The sequence below is a fragment of the Pseudonocardia lacus genome (assembly GCF_018531445.1).
Lineage (GTDB): Bacteria > Actinomycetota > Actinomycetes > Mycobacteriales > Pseudonocardiaceae > Pseudonocardia > Pseudonocardia lacus.
Genome location: NZ_JAHDTH010000010.1, coordinates 32,212 through 53,938 on the forward strand (window position 1 = coordinate 32,212; position 21,727 = coordinate 53,938).

The 21,727-nt window shown below is 72.8% G+C and carries 18 protein-coding genes and 1 pseudogene; 14 read left to right on the plus strand and 5 right to left on the minus strand.

Going from position 1 to position 21,727, the window contains the following annotated elements; genetic code table 11:
• Positions 1 to 57 precede the first annotated feature (57 nt).
• Entirely contained in the window at positions 58 to 651 is a 594-nt protein-coding gene (locus KIK08_RS03865; protein ID WP_214401574.1) for a DUF732 domain-containing protein, read from the minus strand.
• A 203-nt stretch (positions 652 to 854) separates the two neighbouring features.
• Positions 855 to 2,396 carry a PucR family transcriptional regulator gene (locus KIK08_RS03870; RefSeq protein ID WP_214401575.1) on the minus strand — a complete coding sequence of 514 codons (1,542 nt, stop codon included), beginning with the start codon at positions 2,394 to 2,396 and terminating at the stop codon, positions 855 to 857.
• A 129-nt stretch (positions 2,397 to 2,525) separates the two neighbouring features.
• Here KIK08_RS03870 and KIK08_RS03875 point away from each other — a divergent pair, with 129 nt between their 5' ends.
• The 6 genes and pseudogenes from KIK08_RS03875 to KIK08_RS03900 all read left to right on the plus strand — a co-directional run bounded on the left by KIK08_RS03875 (position 2,526) and on the right by KIK08_RS03900 (position 9,178).
• A complete protein-coding gene (locus KIK08_RS03875) occupies positions 2,526 to 4,895 on the plus strand; it encodes a xanthine dehydrogenase family protein molybdopterin-binding subunit (RefSeq protein ID WP_214401576.1) in 2,370 nt (789 codons plus the stop codon).
• Positions 4,896 to 4,926: 31 nt separating this feature from the next.
• Entirely contained in the window at positions 4,927 to 5,652 is a 726-nt protein-coding gene (gene pxpA / locus KIK08_RS03880) for a 5-oxoprolinase subunit PxpA (protein ID WP_214401577.1), read from the plus strand.
• Between the two features lie 44 nt (positions 5,653 to 5,696).
• Positions 5,697 to 5,942, plus strand: a complete 246-nt coding sequence (locus KIK08_RS03885) for an acetyl-CoA carboxylase (RefSeq protein ID WP_214401578.1) — start codon at positions 5,697 to 5,699, stop codon at positions 5,940 to 5,942.
• Positions 5,943 to 5,952: 10 nt separating this feature from the next.
• Positions 5,953 to 7,308 (plus strand): annotated as a pseudogene (locus tag KIK08_RS03890) (acetyl-CoA carboxylase biotin carboxylase subunit).
• A complete protein-coding gene (locus tag KIK08_RS03895; RefSeq protein WP_214401579.1) occupies positions 7,305 to 8,207 on the plus strand; it encodes a 5-oxoprolinase subunit B family protein in 903 nt (300 codons plus the stop codon). The pseudogene KIK08_RS03890 and the gene KIK08_RS03895 overlap by 4 nt, the downstream one beginning before the upstream one ends.
• Positions 8,204 to 9,178, plus strand: a complete 975-nt coding sequence (locus tag KIK08_RS03900; protein WP_214401580.1) for a 5-oxoprolinase subunit C family protein — start codon at positions 8,204 to 8,206, stop codon at positions 9,176 to 9,178. Before KIK08_RS03895 ends, KIK08_RS03900 begins: the two co-directional genes overlap by 4 nt.
• 12 nt (positions 9,179 to 9,190) lie before the next feature.
• Here KIK08_RS03900 and KIK08_RS03905 read toward each other — a convergent pair whose 3' ends face one another.
• Entirely contained in the window at positions 9,191 to 10,855 is a 1,665-nt protein-coding gene (locus tag KIK08_RS03905; RefSeq protein ID WP_214401581.1) for a CocE/NonD family hydrolase, read from the minus strand.
• Positions 10,856 to 10,977: 122 nt separating this feature from the next.
• On the opposite strand from KIK08_RS03905, the gene KIK08_RS03910 reads away from it, so the two are divergent.
• The 6 genes from KIK08_RS03910 to KIK08_RS03935 all read left to right on the plus strand — a co-directional run bounded on the left by KIK08_RS03910 (position 10,978) and on the right by KIK08_RS03935 (position 15,889).
• Positions 10,978 to 11,826, plus strand: coding sequence for a TIGR03619 family F420-dependent LLM class oxidoreductase (locus KIK08_RS03910; protein ID WP_214401582.1), 849 nt, complete (start codon positions 10,978 to 10,980; stop codon positions 11,824 to 11,826).
• A 455-nt stretch (positions 11,827 to 12,281) separates the two neighbouring features.
• Positions 12,282 to 12,452 (plus strand): hypothetical protein, encoded by a 171-nt coding sequence (locus tag KIK08_RS03915; RefSeq protein WP_214401583.1) that lies wholly within the window; start codon positions 12,282 to 12,284, stop codon positions 12,450 to 12,452.
• Between the two features lie 242 nt (positions 12,453 to 12,694).
• A complete protein-coding gene (locus KIK08_RS03920) occupies positions 12,695 to 13,357 on the plus strand; it encodes a hypothetical protein (protein ID WP_214401584.1) in 663 nt (220 codons plus the stop codon).
• Positions 13,358 to 13,476: 119 nt separating this feature from the next.
• Complete coding sequence (locus tag KIK08_RS03925; protein ID WP_308257372.1) at positions 13,477 to 14,685, plus strand: helix-turn-helix domain-containing protein; 1,209 nt, start codon at positions 13,477 to 13,479, stop codon at positions 14,683 to 14,685.
• Between the two features lie 7 nt (positions 14,686 to 14,692).
• Complete coding sequence (locus tag KIK08_RS03930; RefSeq protein WP_214401585.1) at positions 14,693 to 15,253, plus strand: flavoprotein; 561 nt, start codon at positions 14,693 to 14,695, stop codon at positions 15,251 to 15,253.
• A 105-nt stretch (positions 15,254 to 15,358) separates the two neighbouring features.
• Positions 15,359 to 15,889 (plus strand): hypothetical protein, encoded by a 531-nt coding sequence (locus KIK08_RS03935; protein WP_214401586.1) that lies wholly within the window; start codon positions 15,359 to 15,361, stop codon positions 15,887 to 15,889.
• A 167-nt stretch (positions 15,890 to 16,056) separates the two neighbouring features.
• On the opposite strand, the gene KIK08_RS03940 is transcribed toward KIK08_RS03935, so the two are convergent.
• Complete coding sequence (locus KIK08_RS03940) at positions 16,057 to 17,463, minus strand: LLM class flavin-dependent oxidoreductase (protein WP_214401587.1); 1,407 nt, start codon at positions 17,461 to 17,463, stop codon at positions 16,057 to 16,059.
• Between the two features lie 101 nt (positions 17,464 to 17,564).
• Here KIK08_RS03940 and KIK08_RS03945 point away from each other — a divergent pair, with 101 nt between their 5' ends.
• Both KIK08_RS03945 and KIK08_RS03950 read left to right on the plus strand, forming a co-directional pair.
• Positions 17,565 to 18,338, plus strand: coding sequence for an alpha/beta fold hydrolase (locus KIK08_RS03945; RefSeq protein WP_308257373.1), 774 nt, complete (start codon positions 17,565 to 17,567; stop codon positions 18,336 to 18,338).
• Between the two features lie 19 nt (positions 18,339 to 18,357).
• Complete coding sequence (locus tag KIK08_RS03950; RefSeq protein ID WP_308257374.1) at positions 18,358 to 19,560, plus strand: PP2C family protein-serine/threonine phosphatase; 1,203 nt, start codon at positions 18,358 to 18,360, stop codon at positions 19,558 to 19,560.
• A 14-nt stretch (positions 19,561 to 19,574) separates the two neighbouring features.
• On the opposite strand, the gene KIK08_RS03955 is transcribed toward KIK08_RS03950, so the two are convergent.
• Complete coding sequence (locus KIK08_RS03955) at positions 19,575 to 21,641, minus strand: DEAD/DEAH box helicase (RefSeq protein ID WP_308257375.1); 2,067 nt, start codon at positions 21,639 to 21,641, stop codon at positions 19,575 to 19,577.
• Positions 21,642 to 21,727 lie beyond the last annotated feature (86 nt).

Below are 21,727 nucleotides of genomic sequence, written 5' to 3' on the forward strand. Positions count from 1 at the left end.
GGCGGTGTGTTGGTCGGGGTCGACGAGGTGGAGGTGGGCGTCCGGCGAGACCGCTTCCTAGGTCGGGGGCAACTCGGCTCTGTGCTCGGGACACAGCAGGGCGACGGCGTAGGCGATCAGCCCTCCACCGTCCCGGGCCTCGTAGCCCTCGTCGACGACGAGCCGGCGCACGACTTCGCGCCAGGGCTCGCCGCGATCGAACAGCGAGCAGACGTACTGGCCCGCCGCGTGGTCCAAGGTCTCGCCACGGGAGAAACCGCTGTCACCCATCATGTCGAGGTACATCTGCTGGGCGACCTCCCGCGCGGCCGGGCTGAGGACGTCGTCGGCATCCGGCGCGGCGGACGCCGGTCGCAGGGTGAGGGTGATCAGGTCGGTTTGCCGCACCGACGTGCCGGCCGGCGGGTGTTGCGACCCGACTCGGCTCTCGCGGGATGCGGCCGCGGGCACGTACTCGATGTTCCGAGCCCCGAGTTCGGAGGCCAGCCGACCCTGCGCGGCCGAGCCGCTGAGTCCCGTCACGTCCGGCATCGTGAACGACTCGACGGGAAGGACGGTGTGGGTCGGCGAAGCCGTGCCGGGTGGCGGGTTGATGTCGGTGGCTTCGGCGCCGGCAACGTCGTCGCCGCACCCGGCGATCAGCAGCAGCATGATCAGGGCGATGGCGGTACTCGCAGCGCGCCTCATCACGACCTCCTCGCCGACCTGATCTGGCTGCGAATCGGCTCCTCGGCCTCCGTCGTTACTCTCGCCGGCTCCTCGCAGCCGGCGAGGCCGTGACCCAACGCCCGCGGATCGGCTGGCACCACCGACGGGTTGTTCCGGGGGGAGCGGCAACATCGGTCTGGCAGCCGTCACCCCGGAAGGTGCAGGGCGAACCACAGCTCTGCGCGGGCGCCCGGGGAGTCCAGGTCGCGCCCCAGCAGGGCCGCGGCCTTGGCGATGCGGGCGCGCAGGGTGTGCCGGTGCACCCCGAGCCGGGCGGCGGCCGGGTCCCACTGGCCGTGGTGGGCCAGCCATTCGCGCAGCGAGTCGACGAGGTCGCCGCGGCGCTCGGCGTCGTGGCGCAGCAGCGGCGCGAGCACCGACTCGGCGAACGCGGCGGCCTCGGCGGGGGCGACGAGGGCGGTGAGCCCGCCGGCGGCGAGGTCGGGGAACCGGACGGCCGCGCGGTCGTGGCGGTCCGCGGTGTCCAGCGCCCGCGTCGCCTCGTGCAGGGCACGCCCGAGCTCGGTCGGCGCGACGGGGCCGGAGACGCCGGCGCGGACGTCGCGCATCCGGGCGGCGGGCGCGAGCACGGCGTCCACGGCGCCGGGCGCCTCGTCGGACGCCACGGCGACGACGCGGTCGTCGAGTTCGGCGTGGAAACCGGGCGCGGCCCGGTCGAGCGCGTCGAGCAGCGCCGCCCGCCGCGCCCCGGACAGCCGCCCACCGAAGGCCACCACGACCACCGGGCCCCGCGGCAGCGCCCCCCAGGTGTCGGCGAGGACCTGTTCGGCTCCGCAGTCGGGCGCGGTGACCAGGGTCCGCAGCACCGCGGTGCGCAGCCGCCGCTCCGCGCGTCCGACGGCGGCGGAGCGGGCGTGCGCGAGGCTCAGCACCGACACCGCGAACCCGATCAACTGGTGCTCCACCGGGGTGAAGGGCCGGTCGCGGCCGACGACCAGCACCGCGGGCGCGAGCAGCCGCACTGGCTGCAGCACCACCTGCCCGGCGCCGTCGGCCACCGAGGCGCTGGAGCGCCCCGGGTGGTCGCGCACCTTCGCGATCTCCTCGGCGAGCCCGGCGGCGCGGCGGGCCGCGGAGCGCGGGGCGGCGTGCCGGACGCGGTCGTCGCCGTCGCTGATCAGCGCCCAGCCGCCGAGCCGCTCGGCCAGGGTGGCCAGCACCTTCGCCGGCCCGCCGGTGTCGCGCCGCGTCGCGCCGGCCGGTCCGGCCGCGGAGATCCCGTCGGGCAGCGCGGCCGCGGTCAGCGCGCGGCGGGCCTCCTCGGTGCGCATCACCTCGGCGTGCCGGTCGGCGGCGTGCGCGGCGGCCAGCGCCTTGGTCAGGGCGAGGAACGGGGTCCGCTCCGGGACCTCCAGCAGGGGCAGGCCCTCCCGCTCGCAGGCCTCGACGACGGCGGCGGGGATCTCGTCGTAGCCCAGGCCGGTGCCGAACCCGAGCCCGGCCAGGCCGTGCGCGGCCAGCCTCGCGACGTACTCGCGCGGGCCGGTGCCGGAGTGCGGACCGAGCCCGATGGTCAGCAGGAGTTCGCCGCCGTCGAGGTAGGGGGTGGGGTCGTCGAGCTCGCTGGCGTGCACCCATTCGAGGGTCCGATCCAGATCTGCGGAACGACACGCGGCGCGGAGTCCGAGGCTGCGGTCCTCGCACAGGTCCCGGAGGGTGAGCGGCACCGCTGCCTCCTCGCGAACCCGACACAGTGGCGGGGTCCGGGCCGTCGACCCGCCATATCGGACACTAGCGCGCGGGAGTGGGGTGGATCACGCTGTCGGACACCTGTTCCTCGGCCGAGGGGAGACGGCGTGACCGCCACCGCGCCGAAGTACGTCGGGACCAGCCTGCCGCGCAAGGAGGACCGCGCCCTGCTGACCGGGCGCGCGACGTGGACGGGGGACATCACCCCGGCCGGCGCGCTGCACCTGGCGCTGGTCCGCAGCCCGTTCGCGCACGCCCGGATCACCGGCATCGACACGGCCGCGGCGCGCGAGCACCCGGGCGTGACCGCGGTGCTGACGGCCGCGGACGTCGACGGCGAGTTCCTGGCCGGCATCCCGTGCGGCTGGCCGGTCACCGAGGACATCCTGGTCCCCGACCACCGGCCGCTGGCGACGACCGAGGTCAACCACGTCGGCGACGGCGTCGCCGTGGTGCTCGCCACGAGCGAGGCCGCCGCCCGCGACGCCGTCGAGCTGGTCGAGGTGGACTACGAGGAGCTGCCCGCGGTCGTCGACGTCGCCGACGCGCTCGCCGAGGGCGCCCCGCTGGTGCACGAGGAGCTGGGCTCCAACCACTGCTACACCTGGCCGCTGGCCACCGGCGACGTCGACGCCGCGTTCGCCCGGGCCGACGTCGTCGTCAAGGGGACCTACCTGCAGCAGCGGGTGATCGCCTCGCCGATGGAGCCGCGGGCGGTCGTCTGCGTGCCCGACCCGGTCGGCGGCGGGTTCACCCTGTACACCGCGACCCAGGTCCCGCACTTCGTGCGCGACATCCTGGCCGCCTGCACCGGCATCTCCGACACCAAGATCCGGGTCGTGGCCCCGGACGTCGGCGGCGGGTTCGGCGCCAAGCTCAACGTCTACGCCGAGGAGTTCCTGGCCCTCGTGCTGGCCCGCCGGACCGGCAAGCCGATCAAGTGGACCGAGACGCGCTCGGAGCACCACCAGGCCACCACGCACGGCCGCGGGCAGGTCCAGGACATCTCGGTGGCCGCCACCAGTGACGGCAAGATCCTGGGCATGAAGGTGGAGCTGCTCGCCGACATGGGCGCCTACCTGCAGCTGCTCACCCCGGGCATCGCGGTGTTCGGCGCCTTCACCTTCTGCGGGCTCTACGACTTCGCCAGCTACTCGTTCACCTGCCGGGGCGCGTTCACCAACCTCACCCCGACCGACGCCTACCGCGGCGCCGGGCGCTCCGAAGCCGCGTACGGCCACGAGCGGATCATCGACGACCTGGCCCGCGAGCTGGGGATGGACCCGGCGGAGGTGCGGCTGCGCAACCTGCACCCGAAGTTCCTGGAGCCGCGCACGGTGCCCTCGGGGGTGCAGTACGACTCCGGCGACTACGAGACCTGCATGCGCAAGGCGATGGAGCTCGTCGACTACGACGCCCTGCGCGCGGAGCAGCGGCAGCGCCGGGAAGCCGGCGAGAAGGTCCAGATCGGCATCGGGATCGGCAACTTCACCGAGTCCGGCGGGCTGTCGCCGTCGAAGGTGGCCGCCGGCGTGCGGCTGCAGTCCGGTGGCTGGGAGCAGGCCACGGTCCGGATGACGACGTCGGGCAAGGTCGAGGTGATCACCGGGACCTCGCCGCACGGCCAGGGCCACGAGACGGCGTGGGCGCAGATCGTCGCCGACCGGCTCGGGGTGCACCCCGACGACATCGAGGTCCTGCACGGCGACACCCTGATCGCCCCGTTCGGCCGCGACACCTACGGTTCGCGCAGCCTCGCCGTCGGCGGCACCGCGGTGCACCTGGCCGCCGGGAAGGTGCTGGACAAGGCCCGGCTGATCGCCGCGCACCTGCTGGAGGCCGACGAGTCCGACCTGCGGTTCGAGGGCGGGACGTTCTCGGTGGCCGGCACCTCCGGGCCGTCGGTGACCATCCAGGAGGTGGCGGGCGCGGCGTCGCTGGCGGCGAACCTGCCCGAGGGCATGGAGCCGAACCTCACCGCCGACTCGGCGTTCGACCCGCCCAACTTCACCTGGCCGTTCGGCACCCACATCTGCGTCACCGAGGTCGACGTCGAGACCGGGTTCACCCGCATCCGCCGCTACGTCGCCGTCGACGACTGCGGGCTGGTGGTGAACCCGACCATCGTCGAGGGCCAGCTGCACGGCGGCATCGCCCAGGGCATCGGCCAGGCGCTCTACGAGCACGCGACGTTCGACGCCGAGGGCCAGCCGACCGCGGCCAACCTGGCGACCTACACCATCCCCACGGCGGTGGACCTGCCGAACTTCGAGCTGGAGCAGCAGGTCACGCTGTCGCCGACGAACCCGATGGGGGTCAAGGGCATCGGCGAGTCCGGGGCCATCGGGTCCTCGCCCGCGGTGGTCAACGCCGTCATCGACGCCCTGTCCCACCTCGGGGTCACCCACGTCGACATGCCCGCGACCCCGCAGGCCGTCTGGCGGGCGATCAAGGCCGCGACCGAGCAGGCTGGTTGATCGCCGGGAGCACAGGGGAAGGAGAGACCCGATGGTGGCCATCAACTGCGACATGGGCGAGTCGTACTCGATCTACCACTGCGGCGACGACGAGGGGATCATGCCCTGGGTGACCGTCGCCAACGTGGCGTGCGGGTTCCACGCGTCCGACCCCCGGGTGATGACCCGGACCGTGAAGCTGGCCAAGCGGCACGGCGTGAAGGTCGGGGCGCACCCGTCGCTGCCCGACCGGGAGGGCTTCGGGCGGCGCGAGATGAAGCTCGACCGCGAGGAGCTGACCGCCGCGGTCGTCTACCAGATCGGGGCGCTGTCCGGGTTCCTGCGCGCCGAGGGCATGGAGCTCAACCACGTCAAGGTCCACGGCTCCCTCTACGGGATGTCCGCGCGTGATCCTGATGTTGCTGCCGCCGTCGCCGACGCCGCGGACGTCTTCGGCGCGCCCCTGATGGGCATGTCCGGCACCGTGCACGAGCAGGTGTGGGGGGAGCGCCAGGCGGGCTTCATCAGCGAGTACTACGCCGACCTCGACTACCGCGACGACGGCTCGCTGATCATCACCCGGGTGCACGAGGCGTTCGACCCGGCGCGGTCGGCCGAGCGGGCCCTGCGCGCGGTCACCGAGGGCGTCGCGATCTCGGAGAACGGCAAGGAGCTCGCGGTGCGCGCCGACGCGGTCTGCGTGCACTCCGACACCCCGAACGCGGTCGAGCTGGCCAGGGCCGTGCACGACGTGCTCAAGCCCCACCTGGACGACTGACACCGCCCACGCCCGAGAAGCCGACGCCAGAGAAGGAGCCCGAATTGCCGCGTCACGACGTCGTCTCCCCGATCCCCGGCGTGTTCTACCGCCGTCCCGACCCCGACAGCCCGCCGTTCGCCGAGGACGGCGGCGCCGTCACCGACGACTCGCCGATCGGGCTGGTCGAGGTCATGAAGTCCTTCCACCGGATCCCGGCCGGGGCGACCGGCACGCTCGTCGAGTTCCTGGTGGAGGACGAGGACGAGGTGGACGCCGGACAGCCGGTGGCGGTGGTGGAGACGCCGTGAGCGTGGTGCTGTGAGACGGCTGCTCGTCGCGAACCGCGGCGAGATCGCCGTCCGGATCATCCGGGCCGCCCGCGACCTGGGCATCGACACGGTCGCGGTGCACTCCACGGCCGACCGGGAAGCGCTGCACACCCGGCTGGCCGACACGGCGCTGGAGATCGGGCCGTCGCCCGCGTCGAAGTCCTACCTGGTCGCCGAGGCGATCCTGGAGGCGGCGCGGGAGTCGGGCGCCGACGCCGTGCACCCCGGATACGGGTTCCTGTCCGAGCGGGCGTCGTTCGCGGCCGCGGTCACCGGGGCGGGCCTGACGTTCGTCGGGCCGTCGGCGTCGACGATCGAGCGCATGGGCGACAAGGTCGCCGCCCGCGAGGTGGCCGCGGCCGCGGGCGTCCCGACCGTGCCGGGGACGCCCGGCGGGGTGGCCGGGGTCGACGCGGCGGTCGAGGCGGCGGGGGCGATCGGGTACCCGGTGATGCTCAAGGCCGCCGCGGGCGGCGGGGGCCGCGGCATCCGCGTGGTGCACGACGAGGACGCGCTGCGCGACGTGTTCGGGCAGGCCACCACCGAGGCGCGGAACGCCTTCGGCGACGGCGCGATGTACCTGGAGCGGTTCGTCGAGCGCGCCCGCCACGTCGAGGTGCAGGTCCTCGGCGACGGCTCGGCCGCGGTGCACCTGTTCGAGCGGGAGTGCTCGCTGCAGCGGCGCCGGCAGAAGGTCGTCGAGGAAGCGGTATCCCCGGGCATCACCGAGGCCGTCCGCGAGCGGATGACGCGGGCGGCGGTCGACCTGTGCCGCGAGGTCGGCTACGCCTCGGCCGGCACCGTGGAGTTCCTCGTCGACGACGAGTCGCAGGAGTTCTTCTTCATCGAGATGAACACCCGCATCCAGGTGGAGCACCCGACGACCGAGCTGGTCACCGGCATCGACCTGGTCGCCGAGCAGCTGCGGATCGCGGCGGGCGAGCCGCTGCGGTTCGCCCAGGAGGACGTGCGGCGGCGCGGGCACGCGATCGAGTACCGGGTCTGCGCCGAGGACCCGGCCAACGACTTCATGCCCCAGCCGGGCAGCGTCGGGCGCATCACCCTGCCCGGCGGGCCGTGGGTCCGTTGCGACACCTGGCTGGAGCCCGACGGCACCGTCCCGCCCTACTACGACTCGCTGCTGGCCAAGGTCGTCGTCTGAGGCGCGGACCGCGCCGAGGCGCTGGCCCGGTCGCGCCGGGCGCTGGACGAGCTCACCGTCGCCGGCATCCCCACCACCGCCGGCCTGCTGCGGGAGCTGGTGGACGAACCGTGGGTCGGGTCCGCCGACTTCCACACCAGGACCCTCGAACAGTGGCTGGCCGATCGGAAGGAGACCGCATGAGCGAGCTCGCCAGCGAGTCATCGACACGGGGCGCCCGGTACAGCTGGGGCGGCGACGAGTTCGTGTTCGTCGAGCTGGCCGAGGAGATGAGCCTGCAGGCCAACTTCAAGGCCATGGCCATCACCGGGCTGCTGCGGTCCGAGCGGCCGGACGGCGTCCTGGAGATCTGCCCGGCCAACGCCTCCTACCAGGTCCGCTACGACCCGGACGTGCTGGAGCCGCACGCCTTCCTGGCCCATCTCAAGGAGCTGGAGGACCGGGTCGGCGACGCGCTGGGGGTCACCCTGGACTGCCGGGTCGTGGAGATCCCGGTGCTCTACCGCGACCCCTGGACCACCGAGACGCTGCTGCGCTTCCGCGACCGCCACCAGGACCCCGACGCCACCGACATCGAGTACGCGGCCCGGATCAACGGCTACGGCTCGGTCGAGGAGTTCATCGCGGTGCACTCCGGCTCGCCCTGGTTCACCTCGATGGTCGGGTTCGTGGCCGGGCTGCCGTTCAAGTACCAGATGGTGCCCCGGGAGCGGCAGATCCTGGTGCCGAAGTACCTGCGCCCGCGCACCGACACCCCCAAGCAGACCGTCGGCTACGGCGGCTGCTTCTCCTGCATCTACTCGGTGCGCGGCGCGGGCGGCTACCAGATGTTCGGCATCACCCCGGCGCCGATCTACGACCCGACCCAGACCAAGCCCGATTTCGCCGAGCACATGGTGTTCATGCGCCCCGGCGACATCGTGCGCTTCCGCCCGATCGACCGCGACGAGTACGACGACCTGGCGGCGAAGGCCGATGCCGGGCAGTTCCGCATCACCAACCGCCCGGTCGGGTTCGACCTGCAGCCGTTCCTGGACGACCCCGACGGCTACAACAAGCGCCTGCTGGAGGTTCTCGCGTGACCACGATCGAGGTCCGCAAGCCGGGCCTGTCCACCACCGTGCAGGACGGCGGCCGCTCCGGCTACTACCACCTGGGCATCCCGCCCTCGGGCGCGCTCGACCAGTACTCGCTGGCCTGCGCCAACGCCCTGGTCGGCAACCCGGGCGACGCCGCCGTGCTGGAGATCGTCTACATGGGACCGGAGCTGGCGTTCACCGGCCCGGCGACGGTGGCGGTGGCCGGCGCGACGATCGCGCCGAAGGTCAACGGCGACGAGCGCCCGGTGTGGGAGTCCTTCGACGTCGCCGAGGGCGACGTGCTCAGCTTCGACTACCTCAAGGCCGGGGCACGCGCCTACCTCGCGGTGGCGGGCGGGATCGACGTCGAGGAGAAGCTGGGCAGCCGCTCCACCTACGCGCTCGGCGCGCTGGGCGGGGTCGAGGGCCGCCCCCTCACCGAGGGCGACGTGCTGCCGGTCGGGTCCGGCCCCGCCGGGCGGGCCGGGCTGGTGCTGCCCGTCGGGCTGCGCCCGGCGCTGTCCAAGCAGGTCGAGGTCCGGGTCGTCATGGGCCTCTACGACCACCGGCTCACCGACCGCGGCCGGGCCGCGTTCCTCGACACCGAGTGGACGCTGACCCCGGTGGCCGATCGGATCGGCTTCCGCTACACCGGCGGCCAGCTGGAGACCGTCGACCGGGAGCCGCCGTTCGGGGCAGGCCAGGACCCGTCGAACATCGTCGACTCGCCGTACCCGATCGGCTCCATCCAGGTGCCGGGCGGGGTGGAGCCCATCGTGCTGCACCGCGACGCCGTGTCCGGCGGCGGCTACATGATGGTCGCGACGGTGCTGTCGGGCGACCTCGACGTCGTCGCCCAGTCGGCGCCGCGGACGCGCACGAAGTTCGTGGAGGTCGACCTGGATACGGCGCTGCGGCTGCGGGCCGAGCGCAAGGAGCGGCTGGTCCGCATGCACGCCGCCCTGGACGGCTGAGGGCAGGCGCGGCTACGACAGGACGGGGACGACCACGCGCGACGGGTGCGCCGCGTCGTGGAACACCTCGAACCGGCACGGGCGGACCGCGGTCGCCGCGCCCAGCGGCTCACCGGTGCCGGGGTTGCGCGCGAACCGCGGGAACGCCCCGCCGCTGACCTGCACCCGCAGCCGGTGCCCCGCCCGGAAGCGGTAGGCGGTGGGGAACAGCTCCACGTCGACGGCCAGGACACCGTCCCCGCCGACGGTGACGTCGGCCGCGGGGACCGTGCGGGGGTCGAGGCGGCGGATGCCGTCGACGACGTTGCGCGAGACCCCGTCGGCGTCGACGTCGCAGAGCCGGACGAACACGTCGGCGTGCTCCAGTTCGGGGCGCACGTGCACCAGCGCGCGCACCGGCCCGACGACGTCGAGGTCGGCGGCGAGCACCGGCCCGGTGAAGACGAGCACGTCGGGGCGCTGCTCGACGGCGCGGTTGTCGGCCTGCTTGCCCGGCGGGCTGAGCAGCGGGCCGCCCACCGTCGGGGTCGGGTCGGCGGGGTCGTAGGTGAACCGGCTGGGCTCGGCGTCGGTCGTCGGGGCCTGCTCGTCGAGCCCGCCCGCGGCGCGCAGGTGGTGCTCGACCGGCCGGCTGCGCGCGGGCGGCCAGGTCTCGGACTCGATCCATCGGCCCGCGTGCTGCAGGTGCAGCCGCACGGGCGCGCCGGTGGGGGCCGGGCCGTCCTGCAGGTGGTGGCGCAGCCAGGCGACGTCGGTGCGGACGATCTCCCGCAGCTCGCCGGGCTCGGCGTGCAGCCACGGCCCGACGGCGATCCGGGCGGGCACGCCCGCCTCGCGCAACCGGGCGTAGTCCTTCAGCTGCTCGGCGGCGAACAGGTCCCACCAGCCGGTCACCATGCTCACCGGCGGCATCCGGGACAGCTCGGCGCGCTCGTGGTCGGCGACCGACCAGAACTCGTCACCGGGCTCGGCGTGGGAGGTGAAGTCGCGCCAGAAGGCCACCGGCGCCCGGGCGACGGCCGTATCGGCGGCCTGCAGCGGCAGGCTGCGCAGCGCCCGGCGCAGGCGGGCGTCGACCCGCGGGTTCGGCACCGGCGCGGGCAGCCCGCCCGCCTCCTGGCGGCCGATCTGGGCCGACCAGTTCAGGGCGTTGTGCAGCCCCGGCGCGCCGTGGTCGTAGAACGCCGCGGTGATCCGCGCCGCGGTGATGTGCGGGGAGACCGAGACCAGCGGCGGGTCGGCGTAGGGCGCGACGGCCCACTGCGTGTGCCCGAAGTAGCTGCCGCCGGTCATCGCGACCCGCCCGTCGCACCAGGGCTGCGCGCGCAGCCACGCCACGGTGGCCAGGCCGTCCTCGTGCTCGGTGGTGAAGGGCCGGAAGTGGCCGCCGGAGCCGAACGTGCCGCGGGTGGATTGCACGAACACCTGGAACCCCCGGCGGGCGAACGGGGCGGCGAACGCCTGCGCGATCAGCCCGGCCCGGCCGTAGGGCAGGCGGACGAGCACCACCGGCAGGGCGTCGGCGGCCCGGCTCGGGCGGTACAGGTCGCCGAGCAGCGACACCCCGTCGGGCATGGGGACGGCGACGTCGTGGCGCACCGAGTAGGGGGTGGCCCGCAGCGGCAGCCCGAACGCGGCGTCGGCGATCAGGCCGCCCAGCCTCGACAGCACGCTCACCGGTCGCCCACCTCGCGGTTCATGATGACCTCGCCCCTGCCGTCGCTCCGGATCTTCGCAGGATATCCGCGGTGCCGACGTCGGCGGTGCGTCCGCCGCCGGGGTGTTGCCATGCTGTACCGGTGACGGCGCCGATGAAGTACGCCCTGTACGCCCTGCACCGCGGTGCGAACGTGCAGCCGGACCGGCTCGCCGGGACGGCCCGGCGGGTGGAGGACCTCGGGTTCGAGTCGCTGTGGGTGGGCGATCACATCGCGCTGCCCGACGACGCACCCGACAGCTCCACCGAGCCCCGGCTCGAAGCGCTCACCGTCCTGACGTACCTGGCCGCGGTGACCGAGCGGGTCCGGCTCGGGGTGGGGGTGCTGGTGCTGCCCCAGCGCCAGCCCGTGCTGCTGGCCAAGCAGCTCACCTCGCTGGACGTGCTGTCGGGCGGGCGGCTCGTCGTCGGGATCGGCGTCGGGTACGTCGAGGCGGAGCTGGCGGCCTTCGGGGTCGGCCGGGCCGACCGGGCCGCGATGACCGACGAGCACCTCGACGTCGTGCTCGGGCTGTGGCGCCACGACCGCGACCACGACGGGCGCTTCGTGTCGCTGCACGGGGTCGTCCAGCACCCGGGGCCGGTCCAGCGCCCGCACCCGCCGATCGTGGTCGGCGGGCACGTGCGGGCGGCGATCGAGCGGGCGGCCCGGGTCGGGGACGGGTGGTTCGGGTGGGAGCTGACCCCGGACCAGGCCGGCGAGGCCGTCGCCCGGCTCGACGAGGCGCGCCGGCGGCTGCGGGGCGCCGACGCCCCCCGGCTGGAGATCACGATCACCCCGCCCGACCCGTTCGTCACCCCCGACGACGCCCGCCGCTACGCCGAGGCGGGCGTGGACCGGCTGGTCCTGGTCCCCGGCGAGATGACCGCCGCGGGCACCGACGCGGTGATCGACCACGCCGCGGCCCACCTCCTCCGGCACGGGGCGTAGCACGATGCGGGGTGAGCGAGACGACTCTCGCTCGACCAGTCAAGGCTCGCCTCAACACACTTTGACGCCCGGTGACGCCACGCGCACTCATGCCTCACCAGCATCGACTATGTCACTCGGAAGGAGCAGGAAGGACGGTGATCGCCCGCCGAGGGCCCACACGGCGCATGATCAGGGCTCACAGGGAAACCGAGCGACAGCCCTGATAGACTCGAACACTTGTTCCTCGTGGCACATGTTGTGGCCAGGGCCCCACGCGCCACAACATGTGGGGGATGTCGGCCCCGTGCGGTATGATCGACACGAGCAAGCAAAGACCCCGACCGGGGTCTGACTGCCCAGTCGGGGCCGGAGTTGCCTGGTAAGCCTCTCCACCCTACAACGGGTTGTGGCTGGATGACGGTGTCCTCCCTCACCTGTGGCTGGTCGTCCAGCTCGGGAGGGAGGTGTTGGCCATGGCAAAGGGCAAGGGCATCAAGCCTGGGACTCCGGCGCCGAAGTCGGGACAGTATCGGCCGACTGGCGGCGGTTCAGAAGTGACAGCCATTCAGGGTAAGCCGCTGCCGCCATCGAGTGCGCCGGGTAAGACCTGGCAGCTCGTCGACAAGACCAAGCACAAGAAGTAGTTGAGTCGGGCCTGATGGCGCTTCTACCGTCAAGGTGTCATCAGGCCCTCTCTCACGCCGGGAGCAGTGTCGGGAGCCTAAGCGTCGCTTAGGAGGGGTTGCCTCGACTCCGTTGAAGGCGGAACTCGTTCGAGGTGCGTGCGAATTGCCTCTCAGGCGATTCGCTATCAGCATCGCAGATTGGTTCGCGCTAACGCATTCAGGCAAATTGTCAGATTACATGACGTACGTTAGAGGTCACCATGACAGGCCAGCCGCTCGACGGCGCTAGGGCGCTACTAGCGGACAGCGCTTCTGAAATCGGAAAGGTTCGCGAACTGTTGCACTTTTCTCTCAAGCGCCGGAATGTGGCTGACGAAAGCGAGCTTGCTAAGATTCAGGTCAAGGTCAAGAACATACTTGAGAACCAGCGGTCCGCCTTGGAGTACATTGCGCACGAGGCTGTCGGCCACTTTGGTGAGTCGGGAAAGCGAAGCTACTACCCGCTTGCTCCGACGCCATCTGAATGGCTGAAGGTCATGAGAAAGAATCTACCGGGTGTCGAGTCCTCCAGGCCAGACGTTACCGCTCTTTTCGAGAAGCATCAACCTTATCAACCTGGACATGAGTGGATGATGAAACTTTCCGCTCAAGTCAACGATCTTAAGCACAAGCGGTTGGTTCCGCATGTACTGGATGAGATTCCATTCATTGATGTCGGACTGCCGGGCGGCATGAGTATCCGAGTTCCCGCTGAACTGGCCTCGGAGAATGTAGATGTTGCGCCGGGTGTGGCCGTTAAGCGGATGACCGCCGTTCGCTGGACATTCGATGGAACGGATCTCGGAGTGAGGCGCACACTTGACGAGGCGCAGGAAATTGTTACCGCAGTTGTAGACGATTTTGCGGTGTATCTCAACTGGTAATCGAACAAGTAACGCCGAACGCCGACGTCTGCCGACCGGTGGGGTTGCACTCGCGTATGCCTTGCGGTTCCTCAGTAGCGTCTTGGCGTGCCGCTGTACTTCGTGAGATAGTCGGCGACGTGGCGCCAGCAACGACCGGACAGCGCATTGCTGCGTACCGTCGTCGACGAGGGCTTAGCCAGGCCGCGCTTGCAGGCTTGGTGGGGCGGTCCGAGTCGTGGCTTTCGCAGGTTGAGCGCGGAGTACGGTCGGTTGATCGTCTTTCGGTTCTGCTCGACATGGCGAACGTGCTTCACGTCGACGTGGAGGCCCTGACGGGTCGTTCGTGGCAGTACGCTCCGAACGGAACGACGCTCATCGACGATCTTGACAGCATCCGCCGGGTGCTTGTCCGCTATACCGCCTTGACCGGCGCGGTCGACAGTGATGACCCGCTGTCGGCGGACGCTCTGCACGCCCGCGCAGCGGACATCCACATGCAGTACCAGGCCGCGAATTACAGTCGGGTGATCCGGGAGCTGCCCGAGCTGCTCGTCGCCGCCGATCAGGTTCACATCGCCGCGAACGGCGACGGTGGGCAGCTCTTGGGCTACGTCTCGGTCTACGTGGCCGGTGCCAAGCTGTTGACCAAGCTCGGATCTGCCGACCTTGCGGCGGTCGCCGCCGACCGGGCCGCGATGACGGCCGGAACGCTCGACTCGTTCGCCGCGCAAGGCATGGCGATCTATCAGGTCGTGTGCGCGTTGCTGCGGTCGGACCGGACCGATGAGGCGGAGACATTGGCCGTCACGATGGCGGAGCGGCTGACTCCGCGCGTGCGCGCCGATGACCCGTCCCTGCTGTCGATTACGGGTGCGCTGTGGCTGATCGCGGCCGTGATCGCGGCTCGCCGGACCGACCGGGCACAGGCATGGGCGCGACTCGACCACGCCGAGACCCTCGCCGGAACACTCGGGACCGACGCAAACCATGCCTGGACCGCCTTCGGGCCGACCAACGTGGCGATCCACCGGGTGTCCGTCGCCGCCGAACTCGGTGACCCAGCCGAAGCGCTCGCCGCCGCGAGTGCGGTCGACATCGGACGGCTGCCGCCCGGTTTGAGCAGTCGTCGTGCGCAGGTGAATCTTGATCTGGCATGGGCGCAGTCGCAGCGCAAGCGCGATGCGGAGGCAACGTTGCACCTGTTGGAGGCGGAGCGAGCGGCGCCGGAGGCGATCCGCTACAACGTGATGGCCCGTGAGACCCTGCGCGAGATGCTGGGGCGGCAGCGGAAGAAGCCTTCCCGGACGCTGACCGACCTGGCCGCCCGCGCTGGAGCCCTGGAGTAGCTACACCGTGACCAACGCCGCCACCGACGTTCTGACGCTGGTCGTGTGCGGTGCTCCTCTCGCCGCCCGGGCGTCCGACGTCGCCGCGGCGCTTGGCGCGATCGGCTGGACCGTCACCGTAGTCGCGTCACCGGCGTCGCAGGGCTGGCTGGACGTCGATGCCATCCAGGTCGTGACCGGTCGCCCCGTGCTGTTCGAGCAGCGCGACGCTCACCAGGCCAGCGGACCGCGACCGGCCGCCGTGGTCGCCTGCCCGCTGACGATGAACACCGCAAGCAAGGCAGGAACCGCGATCATGGACACCTACGCCGCCGGGGTCCTCGTCGACGCTCTCGCCGTCGGTACGCCGCTGACACTCGTGCTCATGGTCAGCGACCGGCTGTGGCGGCATCCAGCCTGGTTGGGTCACCTCGCCACGCTCGGCAAGGCTGGCGCGCGGTTCGTGAGCCCGACCACGGGGCTGGTCAGCGAGCCCGAACCCGTACGGTCTGGCACTGGCCCGGAGGTGGTCGCCGGGTTCGACCCGGCCGCTCTGGCCAGGACCGTCGGCGCTCCGCGCCGCTCCTGACCGATCATCGTTCACCCGCACTTTTGTGCGGGTGGTAGTCGCGTGCGTACTGCGAGTGCATATCAGCGGTTGCTTCTCCTGCGTCACCGACCAGGAGAACCAACCATGAAGCTGATCCTCGACAACTCACAGATCACCGACGGATCTCGCCTTCTCACCGGCGGAGCGGGACACGTCCTCTACCACCGGGATGCCGTGCCGCTGGGGCCGTTCGACGCGGATCCGCTGGACCTGTGGCAGCTTCTCGGCGGAGCGGCCGGGATGTCCGGGCCCGACCTGCGGGCACGGGCCGCCACGTGGCTGCTCGGCGCCCTGGAGGGCGCCGGAGTGGACATCCGAGCGTTCGACAGGGGAGCCGTGCGGCTGCTGACCGGAGACACCGGAGTCCCGGAGATCCAGGTCATCGCGGGCTGGATCGCCCGCGCCAAGCGAGCAAAGCCCGGTCGGCTGTCCATGCCGGACTACAGACGCACGCCCACCGAGCGGCTGCTCGATGCGCTCGATCAGGCCGGGGTGAGGCTCGGCAGCTACGACGCTCACCTGCCCCGGTTCCTCGCCGAGGACTACGGACCGCGCACGGTTCGCGCGGTCGCGGGATGGCTCGGCCGTACCGGGCGGCGCGAGGAGCGCGGATGATCACGTTCGGCTGGAGCAGGACTCCGGGTTGTCGCCCTACCTGCGACTGGTCCGCCAGGTTCGCCAGGGACTGCGTTGGGGTTGCTACGCAAGGGCGATCAGTTACCAACAGTCAAGGCACTGTCCAGGCTCGCCATAAACCAGAACACCGTAGGCGTCCCCGCGGGTCACGCGAGCGCGGCGGTCACCGGCGCCCAGCGCGCGACGTCGTCGGGTCCGGCCAGGTCGGGGGGCGACACGAACGCCGTGCGCACGCCGGTCTCGGCGAGGAGGCGGTAGCGGCGCACGTGCTCGGCGGCGGTGCCGGCGTGGTGGCGGGCGGCGAACGCGGCCGCGCCGGTCCGCCCGCGCAGCCGCTCGACCAGCCGCGCGACGTGCTCCCGGTCGTCGCCGAGCAGGGGCAGGTCGAGCACCGTGATCCGGTTCTGCTCGCCGACGTCGGCGACCCGGTCGGCGGGCACGTTGCAGGCGTCGCCCGCCGTCGCCGCGATGCGCAGCGTCCGCCGGCCGGTGCCGCCGATGATGATCGGGAGCGCCCCGACGGGGCGCGGGTAGCAGGTCGTCTCGGGCAGCCCGGCCGCCGGCCCGGTGCCCGGTGCCCAGAGCGCGCGCAGCGTCGGGACGGCGCGTTCGAGCAGGTCCAGCCGTTCGCGCGGCGAGGGGAAGGCCAGGGCGTGGGCGGCGTGCTCGCGCTCCCACCAGCCCGCCCCCAGGCCGCAGAAGGCGCGCCCGTCGCTGAGGGCGTCGAGCGTGGCCAGCGCCTTGGCCAGCGGCCCGGCGGGGCGCACGGTGACCGGCGAGACCAGGGTGCCCAGGTGCAGGGTGGTCGTCGCGCCGGCCAGCAGCCCCAGCGCCACGAGCGGGTCGGGGATCGCCTCGAACGGCCGTCCGACCTGCGGGATCTGGATGAGGTGGTCCATCAGGGCCAGCCCGGCGAACCCCGCGCCCTCGGCCGCGACGGCCACGGCGCGCAGCCACGCGGCCGGGTCGTCGCCCCACGGGAAGCGCGAGACCTGCAGCACGAACGAGAGCCGCCCGGGCTCGGCGAACAGCGGCCGGGCTCCCGCTGGTGCGGCGGCGGGCGCCGGCGCCGCCGCGGCGGGCGCCGGACCACCCCGCTCGCGCACCACCACGTCCCAGCCCTCGGCGGCGACCTCGGCGGACACCTCCGGCATCCGGCGCAGCTGGGCGGTCAGCGCGGGCGCGGGGACCGGCCGGTCGCGCTGCCGGTTGCGCGCCCGGCAGAGCGCGCCCGGTGTGTCGAATACCACCGCGACGCAGGGGAGCCCGGTGGCGCGGCCCGCGGCGAGCCAGTCCCGGCGCCGGCGCGGGTCGAGCCCGAGCGTGTCGACGACGGTGGTGAGCCCGCGCCGCAGCCGGGCCGCCACGACCGCCTCCAGCACGGCGAAGGCCTCGGTGGTGGCGTCGAGGTCGGCCGGGCCGGTGCCGACCCGCTCGCGCAGCGCGTCGGACGAGACGACCTCCACCTCGCGGTAGCGCGACGCCGCCCAGGTCGACTTGCCCGCTCCGGCCGGCCCGACGAGCACCACCAGCGCCGGATCGGGCAGCTCCACGCGCGGGAGTATGCCGGGTGCCACCCGCACACCCCGCCCGGCGGGAGGAGGGTCGGTGACAGGATGTCGTGATGGACGTGGCGAACAGGCATCGCGTACGGGTGACCGGGCACGAGGACGGCCCGCTGCTCCTGCTCGCCCACGGCTTCGGCTGCGACCAGCACATGTGGCGGCTGGTGGAGCCGATCCTGGCGCGGACGTGCCGGCTCGTGCTGTTCGACTTCCCCGGCGCGGGCGGCTCGCCGGCGTCCGGGTGGAGCGCCGAGCGTTACTCGCGCCTGGACGGGTACGCCGAGGACATGGCCGCGATCTGCCGGGAGCTCGACCTGCGCGACGTGGTCGTCGTCGGGCACTCGGTGGCGGCCATGATCGGGGTGCTGGCCGCCGGCCTGGAGCCGGACCGCGTCTCGGGCCTGGTCCTGGTGACGCCCTCGCCCCGCTACATCGACGACGAGGGCTACCGCGGGGGCTTCAGCCGGGCCGACATCGACGAGCTGCTCGAGTCGCTGGAGAGCAACTACCTCGGCTGGTCGGCGGCCATGGCCCCGGTGATCATGGGCAACCCGGAGCGCCCTGAGCTGGGCCAGGAGCTGACCAACAGCTTCTGCCGGATGGACCCGCGCATCGCGCAGGTGTTCGCCCGCGCGACGTTCCTGTCCGACAGCCGCGACGACCTGGCGACCGTGGCGGTGCCGACGCTGGTCCTGCAGTGCGCGCAGGACGCGATCGCCCCGCCGGAGGTCGGCGCCTACGTCCACGAGCACATCCCCGGCAGCCGGCTGGTCACCCTGGACGCGACCGGGCACTGCCCGCAGCTCAGCGCCCCCGAGCAGACCGCCGCCGCGATCCTGTCCTTCGTCGGGGCCCGGCCGTGAGACCGGGGCCGACCGAACCGTGAGGGGGCCCGGCGCCGAACTGGTCGAGGCGGTCCTCGACGAGCAGGCCCGCTCGGCCGAGCTGTACGAGGCCGCGCCGTGCGGCCTGCTCTCGACGCTGCCCGACGGCACCATCGTCCGGATCAACGCGACGCTGCTGGGCTGGGTCGGGCGCACCGGGGCCGAGCTGGTCGGGCGGGGGCGGTTCACCGACCTGCTCACGGTGGGTGGGCGCATCCACTACGAGACCCACATCGCGCCGCTGCTGGCCATGCAGGGCTCCGTGGGCGGGTTCGCGCTGGAGCTGCGCACGGCGCATGGCAGGCTGCCCGTGCTGGTGTCCGCCGTCGTGTCGGCGGGGGACGGCGCGGGGCCGTCCCGGGTCCGGTTCGTGGTGTTCGAGGCCAGGGACCGCCGCTCCTACGAGGGCGAGCTGCTGCAGGCCCGCCGCGAGGCCGACCGGGAGCGCGAGCGGATCCAGCGGTTGGCCACCGTCCTGCAGCGCACGCTGCTGCCGCCCCGGCTGCCCGAGGTGGCGGGCGTGGAGACCGCCGCGTACTACCACCCGGCCTCGGCCGACGAGGTCGGCGGCGACTTCTACGACGTGTTCGCGCTGCCCGGCGACCGGTGGGGGTTCTTCCTCGGCGACGTCTGCGGCAAGGGCCCGGGCGCCGCGGCGCTGACCTCGCTCACGCGCTACACGCTGCGCTCCGCGGCCGCCCACGACCCCGACCCGGTCGCCGTCCTGACCAACCTCGACGCCGTGCTGGCCCAGGAGCACGACCGGGGCAACCCGAAGTTCTGCACCGTCGTCTACGGGGTCCTGCGCACGGCGGGGGAGGCGGTCGAGATGGTGCTGGCCTCCGGCGGGCACCCCCCGCCGCTGGTGCTGCGGGCCGACGGCGCCGTCGACGTGGTGGACCTGGTCGGCGGCCAGCTCGTCGGCGCCGTGCCCGAGCCCCGGTTCACCCGGGCCGACCTGCGGCTCGTGCCCGGCGACACGCTGCTGCTCTACACCGACGGGCTGATCGAGGCCCGCGTCGACGGTGGCGCCCGCTACGAGGAGGACGACCTCCTGCGGTTCGCCGGGGCGCTCGCGCCCGCCCCGCCGGCCACGGTCGTCGAGGCGATCGCCGCGCTGCTGGAGGACTTCGGCGACGGCCTCGACGACGACGCCGCGCTGCTGGCCATCGGTCCGCGACGCCGCGGCGCGCCGGGCTGATCGCGGCCCCCCGGTCAGCCGGCCAGCCGCGCCGGTGTCGCCAGCGCCTCGGTCAGCAGCGCGACGAGCGCCTCCAGCTGGACGTCGGTCGACGCGCCGACCTCCTCCTCGGAGCCGTCGAGCGCCTGGGCGGCCAGGCCGGCCTTGCTGTCGATCAGCCCGGCGATGCGGGCGTCGATCGTCTGCGCGGCGATGATGCGCCAGGCCGTGACCGGCTGGTCCTGGCCGATGCGGTGGCTGCGGTCGATGGCCTGGGTCTGCTCGGCCGCCGTCCAGGACAGCTCCGCGAGCACCACGTTGGAGGCGACCTGCAGGTTGATGCCGACACCGGCCGCGGTCAGCGAGCAGACGATGACCGCGACGTCGGGGTCGTCGACGAAGGCGTCGATGTTCTTCTGCCGCGCGCCGGGCGTCTGGTCGCCGCGGATCGAGGAGAACCGCACGCCCTGGCGGGTGAAGAGCTCCTCGGCGTCGTCCATGACGTCGACGTGCTTGGCGAAGAAGACCACCTTGCCCGCGCTGCGGGCGAGCTGGGCCGCGTAGTCGGCGGCGAGCCCGGCCTTGGCCCGGCCGATGCGCCGCATCATGGTGAACACGTTGTCGCCCGACGGCGACGAGTTCGCCTCCTTGAGCTCCCGCCTGGCCACCTTGCGCACGAGCTCGTGGTCGATGCCGTCGAGCCCGACGACGCCGGCGTCGGACCGGCGCCCGGCCAGGGCGGCCTCGTACCGCGACACCAGCCGGGCCGCGAGGTCGCGCTCGGCGGCGCGGATCGACCGGCCGGCCGCGCCGTCCAGCTCCACGGGCAGGTCGGCGATGCGCCGCGCCGGGATGTCCGCGGCGACGTCGACCTTGCGCCGACGGACGATGCCCAGGTCGACGACGCACTTGCGGGCGGAGGTGTAGAACCCCGGGTCGGCGGGGGTGAGGCCGGTCGCGTCGAGGGCGGCCATCAGCTCACCGAGCGGCTTCTTCTCGTCGATCCAGCCGAGGAACTGCCAGATCGCTCGGAAGTCCTCGATGTCGTTGATCAGCGGGGTGCCGGTCAGCGCCATCAGCAGCGGGTCCGCGGTGAACGACCGGATGCGCTCGGAGAGCTCCAGGACGTGGCGCGAGCGCAGCGAAGCCTTGTTCTTGATGAAGTGCGCCTCGTCGACGACCATGCCGCGGAAGCCGAAGTCACCGAGCCACCCGACGTGGCGGTCGAGCACCTCGTAGTTGACGACGACGATGTCGGCGAAGCCGTCGATCGAGTCGCCGTCGCCGTGGATCACGGTGGCCGTGCGGTGCGGCGTCCACAGCCCGGCCTCGCGCGCCCAGTTGGTCTTGACGACGTTCGGCACGACGACGAGCAGCGGGTAGGCGTTCGCCGCCTCCGCGGCCAGCAGCGACTGGGCGGTCTTGCCCAGGCCGGGCTCGTCGGCGAGCAGGAAGGTGCGGTGCCCGGCGGACGCCGCGGCGACCAGCTGGGCCTGGTGGGGCATGAGCTCGAGGCCGGGCGGGGTGAAGCGGGAGGTCGGGAAGGGCAGGTCCATGCACGCCGGGGTGCCGGCGCCGGCGCGCTCGAACGAGCTGAGCAGCGGGCCGATCAGCTCCCAGCTGGCCAGCCGCGTCGCGCGCGGCGCGCTCTGGCGGACGACCGCCCGGTCGGGCGCCAGGAAGGGGTTGGCCAGCTGGCGCGAGATGACCGACTGCGGCACGACCCGGTGCTTGGCCGGCTCGGCGTCGGGGCGCTCCACCGCCGCGACGGGCTCGGGGGCGGTCTCGATGCCGGCCTCGCGCAGCATCTCCCGCTTGAGCGACCTGGCCGCGTCGGTGACGACGGCGTCCTCGGCGAGCAGCGCCATGAGGTCGGAATCACGCACGGCGGTCTTCGCCAGGATCGTCGCGATGCCGTCGAGGCGCTTGAGCTGCTCGGTGCGGTGCGCCTCGGTGGCGGTCGCGTCCTCGCGGAGCCGGGCGCGCTCCTCGCGCAGCAGCAGCGCGACGACCTGGAACTTGGTGCGCGTCGTGGGGGACACCCGGCCGTTGCGGATGGCCGTCTCGACCTCCCGGACGGCGCGGGCGGCCACCGAGATCACGTCGTCGCGGTCGCGGCCGCGTCGCCGATCCCTCGGGGCGTTCCGGCGAGCCCTGGTCTGGGGCTGGCCTCGTCGAGCCACTAACT